This window comes from Paenibacillus sp. MCAF9, assembly GCF_052114265.1.
In the GTDB taxonomy this organism is placed as follows: domain Bacteria; phylum Bacillota; class Bacilli; order Paenibacillales; family Paenibacillaceae; genus Pristimantibacillus.
In genome coordinates this window covers 119,501-135,426 of sequence record NZ_JBFREL010000015.1, presented here as the reverse complement: position 1 = coordinate 135,426, position 15,926 = coordinate 119,501, and the positions used below count along the sequence as shown (strand labels likewise).

Below are 15,926 nucleotides of genomic sequence, written 5' to 3'. Positions count from 1 at the left end.
ATCTGATGAAGAAAGCAACCATAGACCAAAAGAAAAAAATAGCCGTACAGGAATAGACCACCCTGTACGGCTATTTTTCATATTTTGCAATATTTCTGTTCAAAGCGAGCTATCCCTTCAGTGAGCTTAACGCTTTTGGGACAGCCCCTATTACATGACTAATCAATTAACGAAATAAAGGATCAATAAATGTCTTGCAAAACCGGTCCTGTATTTCTTCACAAGTGTAGCCCATCACGTACCGCAATTGCCTAAACGTATGCGGGGATTGAATGGATATAAAGGAATGAGCAGCATAACAAGGATCAATAGGCTTAATTTGCTCTTTCTCCATTGCTTCCTCAAACAAGCTGCGCAGGACAGTATGCAAATAAAGATAAGGCGGTGATTGAAAAAAATCACCTTTAGGATGTTCAAGTTCAATTTTATTAAAAGATTGCATCACGCCAAGCCATTTTGATTCCTTATCGATAAACGCTATAATTTTGCGCATAACTCCGCTCAATCGCTCATGTACGGACAGCATAGCCCCTTCTGTCAAATACGCGTCGATCTCATTGATGAAAATTTCAAAATTCTCTTTCATCATATCCATACACAAATCACCTTTGTTTGAATACCTCCGGTACAAGGTGCCTTGTCCAATACCGACTGATTTGGCGATTTGATGCATACTGACCGATTCTACCCCATGCTCCGTAAACAAGTGATTAGCCGTACGCAAAATCGCTTTGCTGAGCGCTTGTTTCGTTCTGCTGTTTTCTGGTGCAGTCATCGTTCCTATCTCCTTTTTCCGCGTTTACAAATCTTACGATTGACAATTGCCCCATTCGTCTTTATTATTCAGTAATGCGGACAATTGTCCGCTCATAGAAGCGGTCACCTTTTATTGTAGCCTGCTGGTACACAGAGGTCAACAATAGTTGGATAGACCCTCATATTTGGATAGGAGGAAATAAAATGGCTTCAGCTTCAAAAAAAGCAGCACCTGCTGGTGATCCGATGTCCATGCGCAATATTATTGCACCGCTGATTGCCATTATCGTCGGTATGTTCATGGTTATTTTGGACGGCACCGCAATGAATGTCGCTATGCCAGGCTTAATGGCCGACTTCAAAAGCTCGATGTCACTTGTGCAGTGGACCATTACGGGTTATGCACTAGCACAGGCTGCTGTTATTCCGCTTGCGGGATGGATGTCAGATCGTTTTGGCGCCAAACAAGTCTTTTTGTTCTCAATCATTATGTTTACGATTGGTTCCGGCCTTTGTGCATTAGCAACAACCGCTGAACAGCTTATCGTATTCCGTATCATTCAAGGTCTTGGCGGCGGTATGGTTGCTCCAATCGCAATGGCCTTTACCTTTAGACTCAGCCCTCCTGGCAAACAAGGAGCAGTTATGGGTATGATCGGTATTCCAATGCTGTTAGCTCCCGCTCTTGGCCCTGTAGTAGCAGGCTGGCTCGTTGATTATGTATCTTGGCATTGGATATTTATAATCAATCTTCCGATAGGTGTCATTGCCGTTATCGTAGGGCTTCGCACCTTGCCAAAAATTGAACGCAAACATGTTCCTTCCCTAGACTTTTTAGGTATGATTTTTGCCCCACTTGCTTTTGCCAGTCTTGCTTATGGCGTAAGCTCTGCTGGCGGCGGTGAAGGCGGCGCAGGCAGCGGCTGGACCTCGCCTGAAGCTTTGATCGGTATGATAGTAGGCGGTATTTCGCTTATCCTCTTCATCATTATAGAACTGAAGCGCAAAGAACCTTTGCTTGAGCTTCGCGTCTTTAAATCAAGCAATTTTACACGCGGCATTATTTTGCAGTGGATTGTTCAAATCGCATTATTCGGAACATTATTCTTAATTCCGATTTTCTTGCAAATCGCCAAAGGTTACTCCGCATTTGATACTGGACTTATTTTGCTTCCACAAGCTTTAGCAGCAGGTATTTTCATGCCGATAGGCGGCAAGCTGTTTGACCGCTTCGGAGCTCGTCCAATCGTCATTGCCGGTTTATCCATTGTTACGATTGCAGGCTTCATCCTTAGCCAGCTTTCAGCGGACACGACTCTTATCACTCTTATGATTCCGATTGCTCTTCTCGGTGCAGGTATGGGCTTGTCGATGATGCCGCTTAACACACATATTATGCAATCCGCTCCTAAGGAGCTCGTTAGCCGGGTAACCTCGCTGACCGCAGCTGCGCAGCAGGTTATGACTTCCTTTGCAATCGCCGGCTTGTCGACGATTCTCGCTAGCAGAGTAGAGCATTACAGTGCAACTAACCCAGGACCAAATGTAGTGTACTCCTCTTACGGGGATACGTTCTTCATCTTGGCATCCATTTCAATCGTTGGCGCCCTCACAGCCTTCCTGCTTCGCAGACCGAAGCAAGAGGATGGCACCAATGCTGAGAATAAACCTGAAGTATCCATGATGATGGGACATTAATTCCATTATTCCAAACAAAAAAAACAGCTTCCTCATCGTCTCTGACGACAGGGAAGCTGTTTTTTTATTGATTAATCTATGATTTCAGCCATATCTCCGTTTTTCACGCCTGCTGCATTTGCTTCATCTGTATCGATGTGCATATCAAGTGCGAATTGATCAGATACACGTGCAACAACATTTTCAAATACGACACCGCGCTCGCCGGCGAAACGAACCCGCAGCGACTGCTTGTCCGCAATACCAAACCGCTCAGCATCGCTTGTGTGGAAATGAATATGACGAGCCGCTACAATGACGCCCTCTTCGATTGTAACCTCTCCAGCAGGTCCTTGAAGCTTAATGCCTGCAGAGCCTTTTGTATTACCGGATTCCCGAACTGGCGGGTTAACGCCTAACGCAAATGCGTCCGTACGCGATACCTCGAGCTGCGTCTCTTTCCGTGCAGGTCCGAGAATTCTTACTTTTCCAAATGTTCCTTTTGGACCAACAACCGCTACCGTTTCATTCGCAGCGTATTGTCCTGGCTGAGACAATGGTTTCATTTCAGTTAATGCATAACCTGCCCCAAACAATATTTCAACATGCTCCTGTGATAAATGAATATGTCTTGCAGATACTCCGATTGGTACTCCTCTATGTATCATGTTGTCACTCTCCTGATTTAATTTTGTTGTTTTCCACAGAGTTGAAAGAAAAAGCATACGGCCTTTTGGCCGCATGCTTATCATACCACTTATTTAAATTCGGCAACAAGCTTATCGAATTCTTCTGGGGTGATTTTGATATTTTGCTTAGCTAGAGCCTCGGGCTTGAAGCCTGTAATCAAATCTTCATAGGCTTTTCGTGTTTTATTCTGATAGATAAGTCCTGTGAGCATGCCGTTTGTTTCCATAATCTTGTTCATCGCCTGCACACGGTTTGTTGGATCGTAATCAGGGAATTGCTCCAAGTTCACGATATTTTCCTTAAACCAGTCGTACGTATTGATTTTGTTGAAGGTAACACATGGGCTGAATACATTAATCAAGGAGAAACCTTCGTGGTTGATTCCCTCTTCGATCAATTTCGTCAGCTGCTTCAAATCACTCGAGAATGATTGAGCAATAAATGTCGCACCCGCAGACAATGCAATCTCAAGCGGTGACAGCGTCGACTCAATCGAGCCTTCCGGCGTCGATTTTGTTTTGAAGCCTTCCGCGCTGCGCGGTGAAGTTTGACCTTTGGTTAAGCCATAAATTTGGTTATCCATTACGATATAAGTCACATTCAGGTTGCGACGGATCGCGTGAACCGTGTGCCCCATACCAATAGCGAAGCCGTCTCCGTCTCCACCTGAAGCGATTACGGTAAGCTCGCGATTAGCAAGCTTTACACCTTGTGCGATAGGCAGCACGCGGCCGTGAATGCCATGGAAGCCATATGCGTTAATGTAGCCAGAGATCCGGCCTGAACATCCAATACCTGATATAACCGCTAGGTTCTCAGGTTCTAGTCCTACGTTAGCTGCTGCACGTTGAATCGCCGCTTGAATAGAAAAGTCTCCGCAGCCCGGGCACCAGTTAGGTTTTACATTATTTCTAAACTCTTTGAACGTTGCCATCTAAACTCAACTCCTTACATGCTTTGTGAACGTCGGAAGGTAAAAATGGGTTACCGTCGTATTTAAGCAAGCTATCGATTTTTTCTGCAAAACCAGCATGCATTTTAATTTGTCCTGCCAGCTGTCCGGTTGCATTATTTTCGATGACAATTACTTTTTTCGCATTTTGCAAGTAAGGAAGCAGAGGTTTAGTTGGGAACGGATGAATTTGACGAATCGTGATATGGTTCGTTTTCACGCCATCTAGAGTTAGCAAGCTTCTAGCTTCATCAATCGTGCCGCCAGTAGAACCCATACCGATAATAAGCAAATCAGGCGTTTCATGAGGCGCGTCAACACGAATAGCTTCACGAATGTACATATCATTCAGCTTATTCAAACGCTTATCCATCATGTGCTGACGGTTCATTGCATTCTCCGATGGACGTCCAGTTTCATCATGCTCTACGCCGGTCACATGATGCAGACCGCCCTTCTCGCCAGGCAATACACGAGGGGAAATGCCATCTTCTGTTAGCTCATAGCGTTTAAACAAGTCGTGGCCTTCAAGGGCAGGCACATTCTCGACTAGTTTGCCGCGTTTGATTTCAATTTTGCTGTAATCAAGCTGATCACAGGATTGTTTGCCGAGCGACAGCTGCAAATCGGTCATCAGAATAACCGGTACTTGATATTCCTCAGCCAAATTGAACGATTCAATCGTATCGTAGAAGCAGTCTTCAATCGATGCAGGAGCAATGACGATTTTTGGAATCTCTCCATGTGTGCCATAAACCATTGCGTTCAAGTCCGATTGCTCTTGCTTCGTAGGTAGACCCGTTGAAGGACCGCCACGCTGCGTATTAACGATGACCAGCGGTGTTTCTGTCATGCCTGCAAGACCAATAGCCTCCATCATTAGCGACAGTCCAGGACCCGCAGAAGCGGTCATTGTGCGAACGCCAGCATAATTTGCACCAATCGCCATCGTTACCGCTGCAATTTCATCCTCCGTTTGCACGACTGTTCCGCCGAATTTCGGAAGCTTTTTAATCAAATATTCCATAATCTCGGAAGCTGGTGTGATCGGGTAAGCCGCCATCAAACGGCAACCAGCTGCCAAAGAACCTAGACCGATTGCTTCATTGCCGATCATGAACAGCTTCTGCTGCCCGTCCGCCTCATCTAGCTTAAATTCGTCAAGCGGTCCGCCCGCTTGCTCCAGCACAAACTCAGCGCCGCTTTTTACCGCTTCGATATTTTTCTCTACAACAGCTGCGCCTTTGCGCCCAAACTCTTCTTCAACCGCTTTATTGAATACTTCAAGCGGAAGACCAAGAAGCGCCCAAGAAGCGCCGGAGGCAACCATGTTTTTCATTAATGAAGTGCCTAGCTCCTCAGCCATCTTCGTAATCGGAACAGCAAACAGTCTAGCATCTATGCCTTCAGGTATCGTTGGGTTAAACTTTGCATCTGCAACGATAACGCCGCCTAGACGCAATTCCTTTGCATTCAAATCAATGCTTTCTTGGTCAAAAGCAACCAAAATATCCAAATCATCCGAAATAGCACGAATCGGCTTCGTGCTTATACGAATTTTGTTATTCGTATGTCCGCCTTTGATCCGCGAGGAGAAATGACGATATCCATATAAATAATAGCCTAAACGGTTTAGCGCCGTGGAAAAAATCCGGTCTGTACTTTCGACGCCTTCACCTTGTTGTCCCCCGATCTTCCAAGACAATTGACTAATCAAAATGCCCAACTCCTCTTTGTCTAAAACGTGCAACATTCTATTTCATCAAGTAATTATATAGTATAATTCATAACAGTCACAACAAGTTTAAAGCGCATATCTATAAAAATCAAGATGTAAACGCTTAATATAAGCATAGTTTGTTTCGATCAATCCCATACCGCAAATAGATCGAATTCACTTTAGTTAAAAGGGAGATTTTCCCGAAGAAAACGAAGTGCATTGCCGGACATAAACTGTTCTGTTTGCTGCTCAGAATATCGTTTAAGAAGTGCCTCTTGAAGATTAACGAGTTCTCCAGGATGCGTTAATTGTTTCATATAACTATCAATTCCGTCAAAATCAGAGCCGAGCATAATATGCGATGCTCCGCCCAGCTCACAAATATGCTCAATATGACGCAATAAATCATCGATGACAACGACTTCCGCGCTGGATACAAACCAAGGCACAAAAGTAACCCCTACTACTCCATTCATCTCAATTATTTTTTCAATTTGGGCATCCCTCAAATTTCGCGGATGATCACAAATTGCTCTTGCATTTGAATGAGAGGCTAGGATCGGTCTCTTGGAAAGCTCAGCAACATCCCAGAACGCACGTTCAGATAAATGTGATACATCTATTAGTATATCCAAATTATTGCATTCTTCTACTAGCAATTTCCCTTTTGCGGTCAAGCCCCCGCCACGCTGCTCCATCGCTCCGTCCGCAGCCCAATTCGCATGATTCCATGTCATTCCAGCTGCACGTATGCCTAATTGATGCATGATGCGAAGCAGCGACATTTGTCCTTGAAGACCATCAACACCTTCAAGCGACAGTAATGCTCCGATTTTTCCATCCTTAATACAAGAATCCAAGTCATGGGTTGTCCTTACCCACACCATGTCCTCGCAGCTTAATACCATCTGGTGGAAACGATCTATACTCTCCAAAATCGGCTCTAGTCGACCATTCATTGATTGTGGAATATAGATAGCAAAAGTTTGCAAGATCGTTCCTGCAGCCTTTAAACGCTCGTATGTAACATCTAATTTGCCGGGCTTATTGCCTTGAAAATTTAAATTTTCATCAATCAACAGTTTGCATAGCACATCGCAATGGAAATCTACCACTTTCATAGACGCACCTCACCGTTTATAATTTGCAGCAAAAAAACCTGTCTACGACGTAAACAGGCGAACGATTGTTTTTTAATCCAATTGGCTTACATCTTAACGCCGCTTGGACTTGCTACCGAGGTTCAACAATCAATTTGATTGCTGTTCGATCCTCCCCATCAATAACAATGTCAGTAAAAGCCGGTATGCAAATTAAATCCACCCCGCTGGGAGCGACAAATCCACGAGCAATCGCAACTGCTTTGATCGCTTGATTTAACGCACCAGCACCAATGGCTTGCAGCTCCGCACCACCACGTTCACGAAGAACGCCAGCTAGCGCACCTGCAACGGAATTTGGATTGGACTTTGCTGAAACTTTTAATACATCCATAAAAAGAACCTCCCCTTGGACTGTTGGATGGATTCCACTTTTAAATAGTATTCGAGGGAGTTTAAAAAATTCCTGCTTTTATTCCGCATATTAACAAACTGTTCTGAATTGTCAGAACTTTCGATAGGATCATAGCATTACATCAGAAGCCATTCATCTTCCGTAAGACGAATCTTCTCAATTTTCCGGGCCTGCCCCGTCGCATCATCGATTTGAACAGAGATCGCATGCAAATGCCACTTGCCTTCATCCACTACAAAGCGAACCGGCAACTGCGTAATAAATTTATGCAATACAGCGTTTCGCTCCATGCCAAGCACACCTTCTTTAGGGCCAACCATGCCAACATCTGTTATGTAAGCCGTGCCCCCAGGAAGGATCGTATCATCATTCGTTTGTACATGCGTATGCGTGCCAAGCACGATAGAAGCTCTGCCATCGAGATGCCATCCCATCGCGATTTTCTCCGAGGTTGCTTCCGCATGAAAATCAACAAGAATATTGTTCGTTTGCTCTTTTGCCTCTTCGATCAATTCGTCTGCTTTGCGGAATGGACAATCGATTGGCGGTAAAAAGGTGCGGCCTTGCAAGTTAATAATAGCAAGCTGCTTGCCGCCAGCCTTAATAAAAGCCATGCCTTGTCCAGGAGCGCCTTCTGCATAATTTGCTGGGCGAACCAAGCGCGGCTCGTCGTCGATCCATTCAAAAATATCTTTATTATCCCACGTATGGTTGCCCATCGTTATGCCATGGATACCCCATTCGAAAAATTCTTTAGCAATGGTTGCTGTAATCCCACGACCAGCAGCGGCATTCTCGCCATTCGCAATTATAATATGAGGGTTATATTTACTTTTAAGTGCTGGCAGTACTCGCTTTAACGCGCTTCTTCCTACATTGCCTACGATATCGCCGATAAATAATACGTTCATTCATTACACTTCCTTTTTTGTACGCCTGCAAACAGAAAAGTGGCTAACTAGCAGCCACTTTTCTGAAAAGCTTATATTTTTTTGTTTACTTACTTTGCATATTCAACCGCGCGTGTCTCACGAATAACCGTAACTTTAATATGTCCCGGATAATCAAGTTCGCTCTCGATTTTCTTCGTAATATCACGAGCGAGTCGGAATGCTTCTGTATCATCGATTTTCTCTGGCTGCACCATGACGCGCACTTCGCGGCCAGCTTGGATCGCGTATGATTTTTCAACGCCTTCAAACGATTCGGAAATGTCTTCAAGCTTCTCCAGACGTTTGATATACGTTTCAAGGGTTTCACGACGAGCTCCAGGGCGTGCAGCGGACAATGCATCTGCTGCTCCTACGAGCATCGCGATAACGGAAGTGGCTTCCGTATCACCGTGATGGGAGGCAATACTGTTAATTACGACAGGATGCTCCTTGTATTTCTTAGCGAGCTCAACGCCGATCTCAACGTGTGATCCTTCAACTTCGTGGTCAAGCGCTTTACCGATATCATGCAGCAAGCCTGCACGCCTTGCGAGCGTAACATCTTGACCAAGCTCTGCTGCCATCAATCCAGTCAAGTAAGCGACCTCCATTGAGTGCTTCAGCACGTTTTGACCATAACTTGTCCGATATTTCAATCGACCTAAAATCTTGATTAAATCCGGATGCAAGCTATGAACGCCAACCTCGAAAGTAGCTTGCTCACCGTATTCACGGATACGCTCATCCACTTCTTTACGAGATTTTTCAACCATTTCTTCAATGCGGGCAGGATGGATACGACCGTCAGCCACAAGCTTTTCCAAAGAAGTGCGGGCAATTTCGCGTCTTATCGGGTCGAAACCAGATAAAATGACCGCTTCCGGTGTATCGTCGATAATAAGATCGATACCAGTCAATGTTTCCAAAGCACGGATATTACGGCCTTCACGCCCAATAATACGGCCTTTCATTTCTTCATTAGGCAAGGTTACGACGGAAACCGTCGTCTCAGCCACATGATCTGCCGCACAGCGCTGAATAGCTAGTGATATAATATCACGGGCTTTCTTATCGGCCTCTTCTTTCGCTTGCTGCTCGATCTCTTTAATCATCTGTGCTGTCTCATGTCGTACTTCCTGTTCAACATTGGATAAAATGATCGATTTCGCATCTTCCGTTGTCAGACTCGATATACGTTCCAATTCACTTAACTGTTGCTTGTAAATGGAGTCGATCTGCTCTTGCGTTTCTTCGATCCGTTTTTCTTTGTTGGCTACAGTTTCTTCTTTGCGTTCTAGCGCTTCTAACTTTTTATCCAGCGACTCCTCTTTTTGGAGCAAACGTCTTTCCTGACGTTGAGCCTCGTTGCGACGTTCACGAATGTCTCTCTCGGCTTCGGAACGAAGTTTGTGGACTTCATCTTTTGCCTCTAGCACAGTTTCTTTCTTCTGAGCTTCCGCTTCTTTTTTCGCATTTTCTACGATTACAATAGCAGCTTGCTCAGCACTTGAAATTTTGGCCTCGGCAATCGACTTTCGAATAAAATAACCAATCCCAAAGAATATTGCGCCAACAAAGAGACAGATCAAGATCCAAATGATCTCATTAGGCATCTTGTTCACCTCCTTGTTGCATACACCAAGGCACTGCTTGGGATGATATTAGGTTTTCAACCGGCTTCAAACCGTTTAAACATTTACTAATTTGACGAAAATAATCGTATTGAATCAACTTTTGGAAGGAAAATTGATTCAATAATGAAGGAATACAACCTCATTTTATCTTTTCGTAAAATCAATTGTCAAGCAAAAGCCCATCATCTTCCTCGAATGAGTCTTCTTCCCCATCCAGATCGATCGACTTTATCACGTCTTTCACGATATCTCCCGGAAAGCCGCTGCGCATTAAATACCCCATAAGCTTACGTTTTTTCTCAAATGGTTCGCCTTTTAAAGATCGCCATTTCTTCTCCGCAGCCTTCTTAGCAGATGCTAATTCCACTTTCTGGTCCAGTGAACCGATTGCTTCTGCTGCGGCTTCTTTCGACACGCCTCGCTGCTGCAGCTCTTGCTGAATGAACCGTCGACCCTTTAAGCGATTCTTAAGTCGGCTGGTCGCAAATTGGCGTGCATATTGTTCATCATCCACAATATGCTCTCTTTCTAAACGGTCAAGGGCATACTGAATATTGTCAGCTTCAAAAAACTTGCGATTCAAATATTGCTCAATCTGCTTTCTCGTTCGCGGTCTTGCACCCAAATATGCGATAGCCATTATATATCCCCGATAACGCTCATCTTCCATTCGTATTTCATCGGCTTGAGCTTCGGTTACAACTTGTCCCTTGGTCAATCGATAACGAATCAATATATCTTCATGCACGGACAGAATAGCTTTCTCTGACTCGGCAAAAAGATGGTATAACTTCCGTTCTTTTTTGTCTTGCTTAACGGATAATATCATCCATTCTTCTTCGATTCTTGAATGGCTTTGGGTCATACGGTACATCCTCTCTAAACACAGCTTCGCCGTCCCTAACAGGACGGCGAAGCATCAACACGTATAATTGCCGGACAATTTATTCTAGATCTTCGAACTCTTCATCGTCTTCGTCAGGTTTGAAATTAGCCTGAGTTGCTGCTGCAGACAAGTTGCTCGCATCGCGAATTTGCTTTTCAATAACTTCGGCAACATCCTTATGATCTTTCAAATATTGCTTCGCATTCTCACGACCTTGGCCCAGACGCTCGCCATTGTAAGAGAACCATGCTCCGCTCTTCTGAACGATATCCATCTCAACACCGATATCAACAAGCGTACCTTCTCTGGAAATACCTTCGCCGTACATGATGTCCACCTCAGCTTGCTTAAACGGTGGAGCAACCTTGTTCTTAACAACCTTAATACGAGTACGGTTACCTATCATGTCATTGCCTTGCTTCAGCGTCTCAATACGACGTACGTCAAGACGTACGCTTGAGTAGAATTTCAATGCGCGTCCGCCTGGTGTTGTCTCGGGGTTACCGAACATAACGCCGACTTTCTCACGCAATTGGTTAATAAAGATCGCAATTGTTTTCGATTTGCTAATTGCTCCCGATAGCTTTCTCAAAGCCTGAGACATCAGACGAGCTTGAAGACCTACGTGAGAATCACCCATGTCGCCTTCGATTTCAGCTTTCGGTACAAGTGCCGCAACAGAGTCAATAACGATAATATCTACCGCGCCGCTTCTTACAAGAGCTTCGGCAATTTCCAAAGCTTGTTCGCCTGTATCAGGCTGCGAAAGCAATAGCTCATCAATATTTACACCAAGCTTGCTTGCATAAAGCGGGTCAAGCGCGTGCTCGGCATCGATAAAGGCAGCTTGTCCGCCAATTTTTTGAACCTCAGCAATCGCGTGAAGCGCTACTGTCGTTTTACCAGAAGATTCCGGCCCATATATTTCGATAACCCGTCCACGCGGTAATCCGCCTATTCCCAAAGCAATATCTAGAGCAAGCGAACCGCTAGGCACGGTCTCAACTTGCATGTGTGTGGATTCTCCCAATTTCATGATGGAGCCTTTACCAAATTGTTTCTCAATTTGACGCAAAGCCATTTCTAGTGCAGCGCGACGATCCGACAAGAAACTCACATCCTTCTTTATTTATAATTTTATGATACCTTTTTTCCGGCAGGTTGACAAGCATTTTTTCGAACATACATTCGCCTTTTCGCTTCGCCCCCTTAAATGGACATAAAAAAACCGCAGCAAAGGTAATCTTCGCTACGGTTCTTCCGATAACTAAGCTTTATTATAACGGTCAAACCGTCAATTGACAAACATTATTTATGGCAATCATCCATTTGCCAAACATCCATCTGCCATTCCTAATCAGCAAAATTACCGTGCTTGCAGCGCAAGCCACAAACGATACAAAGCAGACTTTACTGCTCGCATTCTAATCATGCCTCTGCCGCCGCTCAAATTCAGCGTATGAACAGCGGTCGGTTTGCCGCGCTCGGCAATTCCTACATAGACAAGCCCCACTGGCTTGCCTTCTGATTGTGCTGGACCAGCAACTCCTGTCAAAGAAACGCCAAAATCAGCATCGGAGAGTTCTCGAACCCGCTCTGCCATTAAAGCGGCAGTCGAATCGCTAATCGCTCCAGGAGCCCCTTCGCCTTCAAGTTGAGTCATCGGAATGCTGAGCAAATGATGCTTCATTATATTGGTGTAGGTGACAACCCCTCCTACGTACTCTCCACTGCTTCCAGGAACGTTTGTAATTAGCTCGGCAAGCAAACCCCCACTAATGCTTTCCGCGCTCGCCAGCTTGCGTCTTGAGGCTCTCAGCAGGTGTATAACCTCCTCCTCCAGAGGGATATCCTGCTCTGCATACAAATACTCGCCTACCCGATCCTTAATCTGCTGCACACTTTTATCGATTTTCAGATCAGCCTCAATGGAAGAGCTCGCTTTGGTCGATACGCGTATCGAAACCTCGCCTTCCTTTGCATATGGCGCGATCGTAGGATCAAGCTGCCCATCAATTAGATCCAGAAGCTTAGCTTCGAGGTTGGATTCACCTATCCCCGCAAACTTTAAAATGCGAGAATAAAGCGGATTGGCCTCTCCCAACATCGAACGCAGCCACCGTTCACCGGCGCCTTCCATCATCGGCTTCATTTCACGCGGCGGTCCCGGCAGCAGCAAATAAAGTGTTCCATCAACAGACAAACCGTTGCCAACGGCTAAGCCTGTTGTATTTTCCAACGGAACCCCGCCATCGATCATCAAAGCTTGACGACGATTGCTCTCCACCATATGAATGCCGCGCGAGCTGAACATCTGCTCAATTGCTGACATAGACGGCTCATGAATGCTCAGCTCACGGTTCAAATAATCAGCTAATACATCTTTTGTAAGATCATCTTGTGTTGGTCCGAGTCCGCCAGTAAAAACAAGCAAATCCGCTCGGCTTCTGCCGATCTCAATGGCTTGCCTCAGGCGAGCAGAATTATCCCCAACTACAGTTTGAAAATAGACGTCTACACCCAACTCTGCAAGCTTCTGCGATAAGTATTGGGCATTCGTATTAACAATTTGCCCGAGCAGCAGCTCTGTCCCGACTGCAATAATTTCTGCTTTCATGATTCAAGTTCTCCTTCATATTCAAATGTATGAGTAAATACAGGCAAATACAGGCATATAAGCAAAAGCATCTCCCCTTTTTGACGGAAAGATGCTTTACCATTATTCTACCGGAATCAGATGTTTGTTTTTCAAGAAATAATCAATGCCTGAGTAAACCGTAATAGCAGCTGCAACCCAGCTTGCGATAACATCGAATGGAAAATCAATAAAATTGAATGGGAAATTATTAATAAGGAGAGCGATAATCATCGTAATTTGAATCGCCGTCTTCCATTTTCCCCAAGTGCTGGCAGCCATAACAGAACCCTCTAAAAGTGCGATTTGACGAAGTCCTGTAACAGCAAACTCTCTACTGATAATAACAATTGCAATCAGCGCATTAAGTTTATCCATTTCAACAAGTGAAATGAGAACTGCCGCCACGAGAAGCTTATCCGCCAAAGGGTCAAGCAGCTTGCCGAGGTTAGTTACAATTTTGTTTTTCCTTGCAATATAACCATCTAGACCGTCTGTGCTTGCTGCCACAATAAAAATGAGTGCCGCTGCAATTTGATTGTATGTAATGGAGAAGTCAGAAATCGTGAACGACCCCAAATCCACTTTAATAAGCAGAAAAAACATAATAACCGGCACCAAAAATATTCTGGCTAGTGTAATGCGGTTCGCCAGATTCACGCAATTCCCTCCTCAGATCGATCTAACTCATAGGTGTGCGTTACGCGAACCCTTTGTTTGTAAAAAAAATCAGATTTTCGTCCCAGCTGCAACTCATTTGTAAAGCAGCTTTGAGTGACCGCATGTGTTTTTTCTCTCATCTATGTATCCCCCAGATCCAACTGTAAAGCTGTCTAAATAAGTATAATACATGCCATTACACGTGTCAAAAGCGGCTAAAGCCTCATTTTTCATCTTTGGCTTTACCAAAACGAAAAGCCCCGTTTCTCGGAAACCGATGAAACGAAGCCTTTTTAAATATAAGAAAGTATATATTTTGCACCTACTCATCTTATATTTCTTCGTCAAAGCTGCTTCAGCATCCAGAGGAAACTGAAGTAGTTTTTGCTTGTTAGGAACGATAATTAGTAAATTGAAGCTCTACAGGCAAATCTGCTTCCCTAAGCAGCTTCATAACAGCTTGCAAATCATCTAAGCTTTTACCGGAAACTCGCAACTGGTCGCCTTGAATCAAGCTTTTTACCTTCAGCTTTGAATCGCGGATAAGAATATTAATTTTTTTTGAGACATCCTGCTCAATACCCTGTCTTAGCTTAATGCGCTGACGAACCGTATTGCCGGAAGCACCTTCAATTTTTCCGTAGTCCATATTTTTAATTGGAACTCCGCGTTTTACCATTTTGGATAATAAAATGTCCAGCACGCTCTTAAGCTTATATTCATCCTCTGAAGCAACAACAAGGTCTTCCTTCTCAAGTGCAATGGAGCTCTTGCTGCCTTTAAAATCAAAGCGTGTTTCAATTTCCCGCTCCGCCTGCTTAATCGCATTGGCTAATTCTTGCATATCCACCTTGGATACAATATCAAATGCATTTTCTGATGCCAATTCAATCTCTCCTTTGTTACGGTAATCATTATTCCGTTTTCGTTTGATTCGTTCCCGTACCTGTATCTGTGTTAGCGCCAGATTCAGTTCCAGTTTCAGAATTTCCACCTGTTGCAGCGTTTTCGTCAATTAGAGGTTTAAGCAGCAGCTTCTTCGAGCCCGCTCTGTCCCCGTCAGGAACAATAACGCCATCAACCTTAATTTCCGTCAAATCTGCTCTACCAACATTGATATAAAGCGGACCCGTAAGTTCAAATGATTCTACACTGCCGTCCTCAGCATTTGCAGAATAAAGCTTCTCGCCTTGATTGCTGTCTGAACGTACCTCTAACCAGCTTCTGCCGCCGCTCACTTTAACTTCAACCTTATGAGCAACGCCAACAGGACCGATATCATATTGATCCGCTTTGCCTACTTTACTTCCGAAAGTAACCGTCGTTGGTGCTTGTGTTGGTGTTGGCGGAGCTGGATTGTTGGTTGGCGTGTTTTCGTTTCCACCCGCGGTTCCTCCCTCGTTCGTAGCTGGAGGTTTTGAAACTTCCGTGATATTGGTATTGTTGTCGGTTTGTTTGGCACCACCTGTGTCATTATTAATAACATACACCCAGATGACGACAACAATTAAAATAAGAAACGACCACATCATCACATTGAAGCCGATTTTCCCTAGTCTTTCTGAAGACTGGGACTGCACACGTCTTGGTGATCTTGATACAATTGGCTCAGATATTTGTTCTACCGGCGCTGCAGGCACCTCATGCTGATACAAACGAAGCACTTCGTCCGGATCAAGCCCAACAGCTTCTGAGTAATTTTTCACAAATGCTCGTACATAAAAAGGACCAGGCAAAACCGTGTGGTCTCCACTTTCAATCGCTTCCAAATACCGTTTTCTAATTTTTGTCGTTTCTTGAATATCGTCAAGCGTTAATCCACGTTGCTCTCTCGCCTTGCGAAGCAATTCTCCTAAGTCAGACATGAGA

Annotated in this window: 15 protein-coding genes; 1 reads left to right on the top strand and 14 read right to left on the bottom strand. The window is 44.6% G+C overall.

The features are described 5' to 3' along the window. Window positions 1–166 precede the first annotated feature (166 nt). The gene (locus AB4Z45_RS21315; protein ID WP_441911369.1) at window positions 167–775 is read right to left on the bottom strand and encodes a TetR/AcrR family transcriptional regulator; all 609 of its coding nucleotides are present in this window, start codon (window positions 773–775) and stop codon (window positions 167–169) included. A gap of 185 nt (window positions 776–960) precedes the next feature. Here AB4Z45_RS21315 and AB4Z45_RS21310 point away from each other — a divergent pair, with 185 nt between their 5' ends. Then, window positions 961–2,454 (top strand): DHA2 family efflux MFS transporter permease subunit, encoded by a 1,494-nt coding sequence (locus tag AB4Z45_RS21310; RefSeq protein ID WP_441911367.1) that lies wholly within the window; start codon window positions 961–963, stop codon window positions 2,452–2,454. A 71-nt stretch (window positions 2,455–2,525) separates the two neighbouring features. Here AB4Z45_RS21310 and pduL read toward each other — a convergent pair whose 3' ends face one another. From pduL to AB4Z45_RS21245, 13 genes are all read right to left on the bottom strand, one after another. Continuing rightward, complete coding sequence (gene pduL, locus AB4Z45_RS21305; RefSeq protein WP_372239009.1) at window positions 2,526–3,101, bottom strand: phosphate propanoyltransferase; 576 nt, start codon at window positions 3,099–3,101, stop codon at window positions 2,526–2,528. A gap of 89 nt (window positions 3,102–3,190) precedes the next feature. Next, entirely contained in the window at window positions 3,191–4,057 is an 867-nt protein-coding gene (locus AB4Z45_RS21300) for a 2-oxoacid:ferredoxin oxidoreductase subunit beta (RefSeq protein WP_076269213.1), read from the bottom strand. Then, window positions 4,035–5,792, bottom strand: a complete 1,758-nt coding sequence (locus AB4Z45_RS21295) for a 2-oxoacid:acceptor oxidoreductase subunit alpha (RefSeq protein WP_339208989.1) — start codon at window positions 5,790–5,792, stop codon at window positions 4,035–4,037. The genes AB4Z45_RS21300 and AB4Z45_RS21295 overlap by 23 nt, the downstream gene beginning before the upstream one ends. 182 nt (window positions 5,793–5,974) lie before the next feature. Next, window positions 5,975–6,916, bottom strand: coding sequence for a dipeptidase (locus AB4Z45_RS21290; RefSeq protein ID WP_441911366.1), 942 nt, complete (start codon window positions 6,914–6,916; stop codon window positions 5,975–5,977). Window positions 6,917–7,028: 112 nt separating this feature from the next. Beyond that, the gene (locus AB4Z45_RS21285; protein WP_006036664.1) at window positions 7,029–7,289 is read right to left on the bottom strand and encodes a stage V sporulation protein S; all 261 of its coding nucleotides are present in this window, start codon (window positions 7,287–7,289) and stop codon (window positions 7,029–7,031) included. A 137-nt stretch (window positions 7,290–7,426) separates the two neighbouring features. Continuing rightward, a complete protein-coding gene (locus tag AB4Z45_RS21280) occupies window positions 7,427–8,221 on the bottom strand; it encodes a TIGR00282 family metallophosphoesterase (protein WP_339208984.1) in 795 nt (264 codons plus the stop codon). Between the two features lie 89 nt (window positions 8,222–8,310). After that, window positions 8,311–9,855, bottom strand: a complete 1,545-nt coding sequence (rny, locus tag AB4Z45_RS21275) for a ribonuclease Y (protein WP_076269209.1) — start codon at window positions 9,853–9,855, stop codon at window positions 8,311–8,313. Window positions 9,856–10,036: 181 nt separating this feature from the next. Continuing rightward, on the bottom strand, window positions 10,037–10,741 hold the full coding sequence (locus tag AB4Z45_RS21270; protein ID WP_441911364.1) for a regulatory protein RecX: 705 nt from the start codon (window positions 10,739–10,741) through the stop codon (window positions 10,037–10,039). Window positions 10,742–10,820: 79 nt separating this feature from the next. Further along, window positions 10,821–11,870, bottom strand: a complete 1,050-nt coding sequence (gene recA / locus AB4Z45_RS21265; protein ID WP_054028920.1) for a recombinase RecA — start codon at window positions 11,868–11,870, stop codon at window positions 10,821–10,823. A gap of 258 nt (window positions 11,871–12,128) precedes the next feature. Next, window positions 12,129–13,379 (bottom strand): competence/damage-inducible protein A, encoded by a 1,251-nt coding sequence (locus tag AB4Z45_RS21260; protein WP_441911362.1) that lies wholly within the window; start codon window positions 13,377–13,379, stop codon window positions 12,129–12,131. 102 nt (window positions 13,380–13,481) lie between these two features. After that, on the bottom strand, window positions 13,482–14,057 hold the full coding sequence (gene pgsA, locus AB4Z45_RS21255; protein ID WP_138751526.1) for a CDP-diacylglycerol--glycerol-3-phosphate 3-phosphatidyltransferase: 576 nt from the start codon (window positions 14,055–14,057) through the stop codon (window positions 13,482–13,484). A 391-nt stretch (window positions 14,058–14,448) separates the two neighbouring features. After that, window positions 14,449–14,943 (bottom strand): YajQ family cyclic di-GMP-binding protein, encoded by a 495-nt coding sequence (locus AB4Z45_RS21250; protein WP_076269206.1) that lies wholly within the window; start codon window positions 14,941–14,943, stop codon window positions 14,449–14,451. 28 nt (window positions 14,944–14,971) lie between these two features. Then, window positions 14,972–15,922, bottom strand: coding sequence for a RodZ domain-containing protein (locus tag AB4Z45_RS21245; RefSeq protein ID WP_441911360.1), 951 nt, complete (start codon window positions 15,920–15,922; stop codon window positions 14,972–14,974). Window positions 15,923–15,926 lie beyond the last annotated feature (4 nt).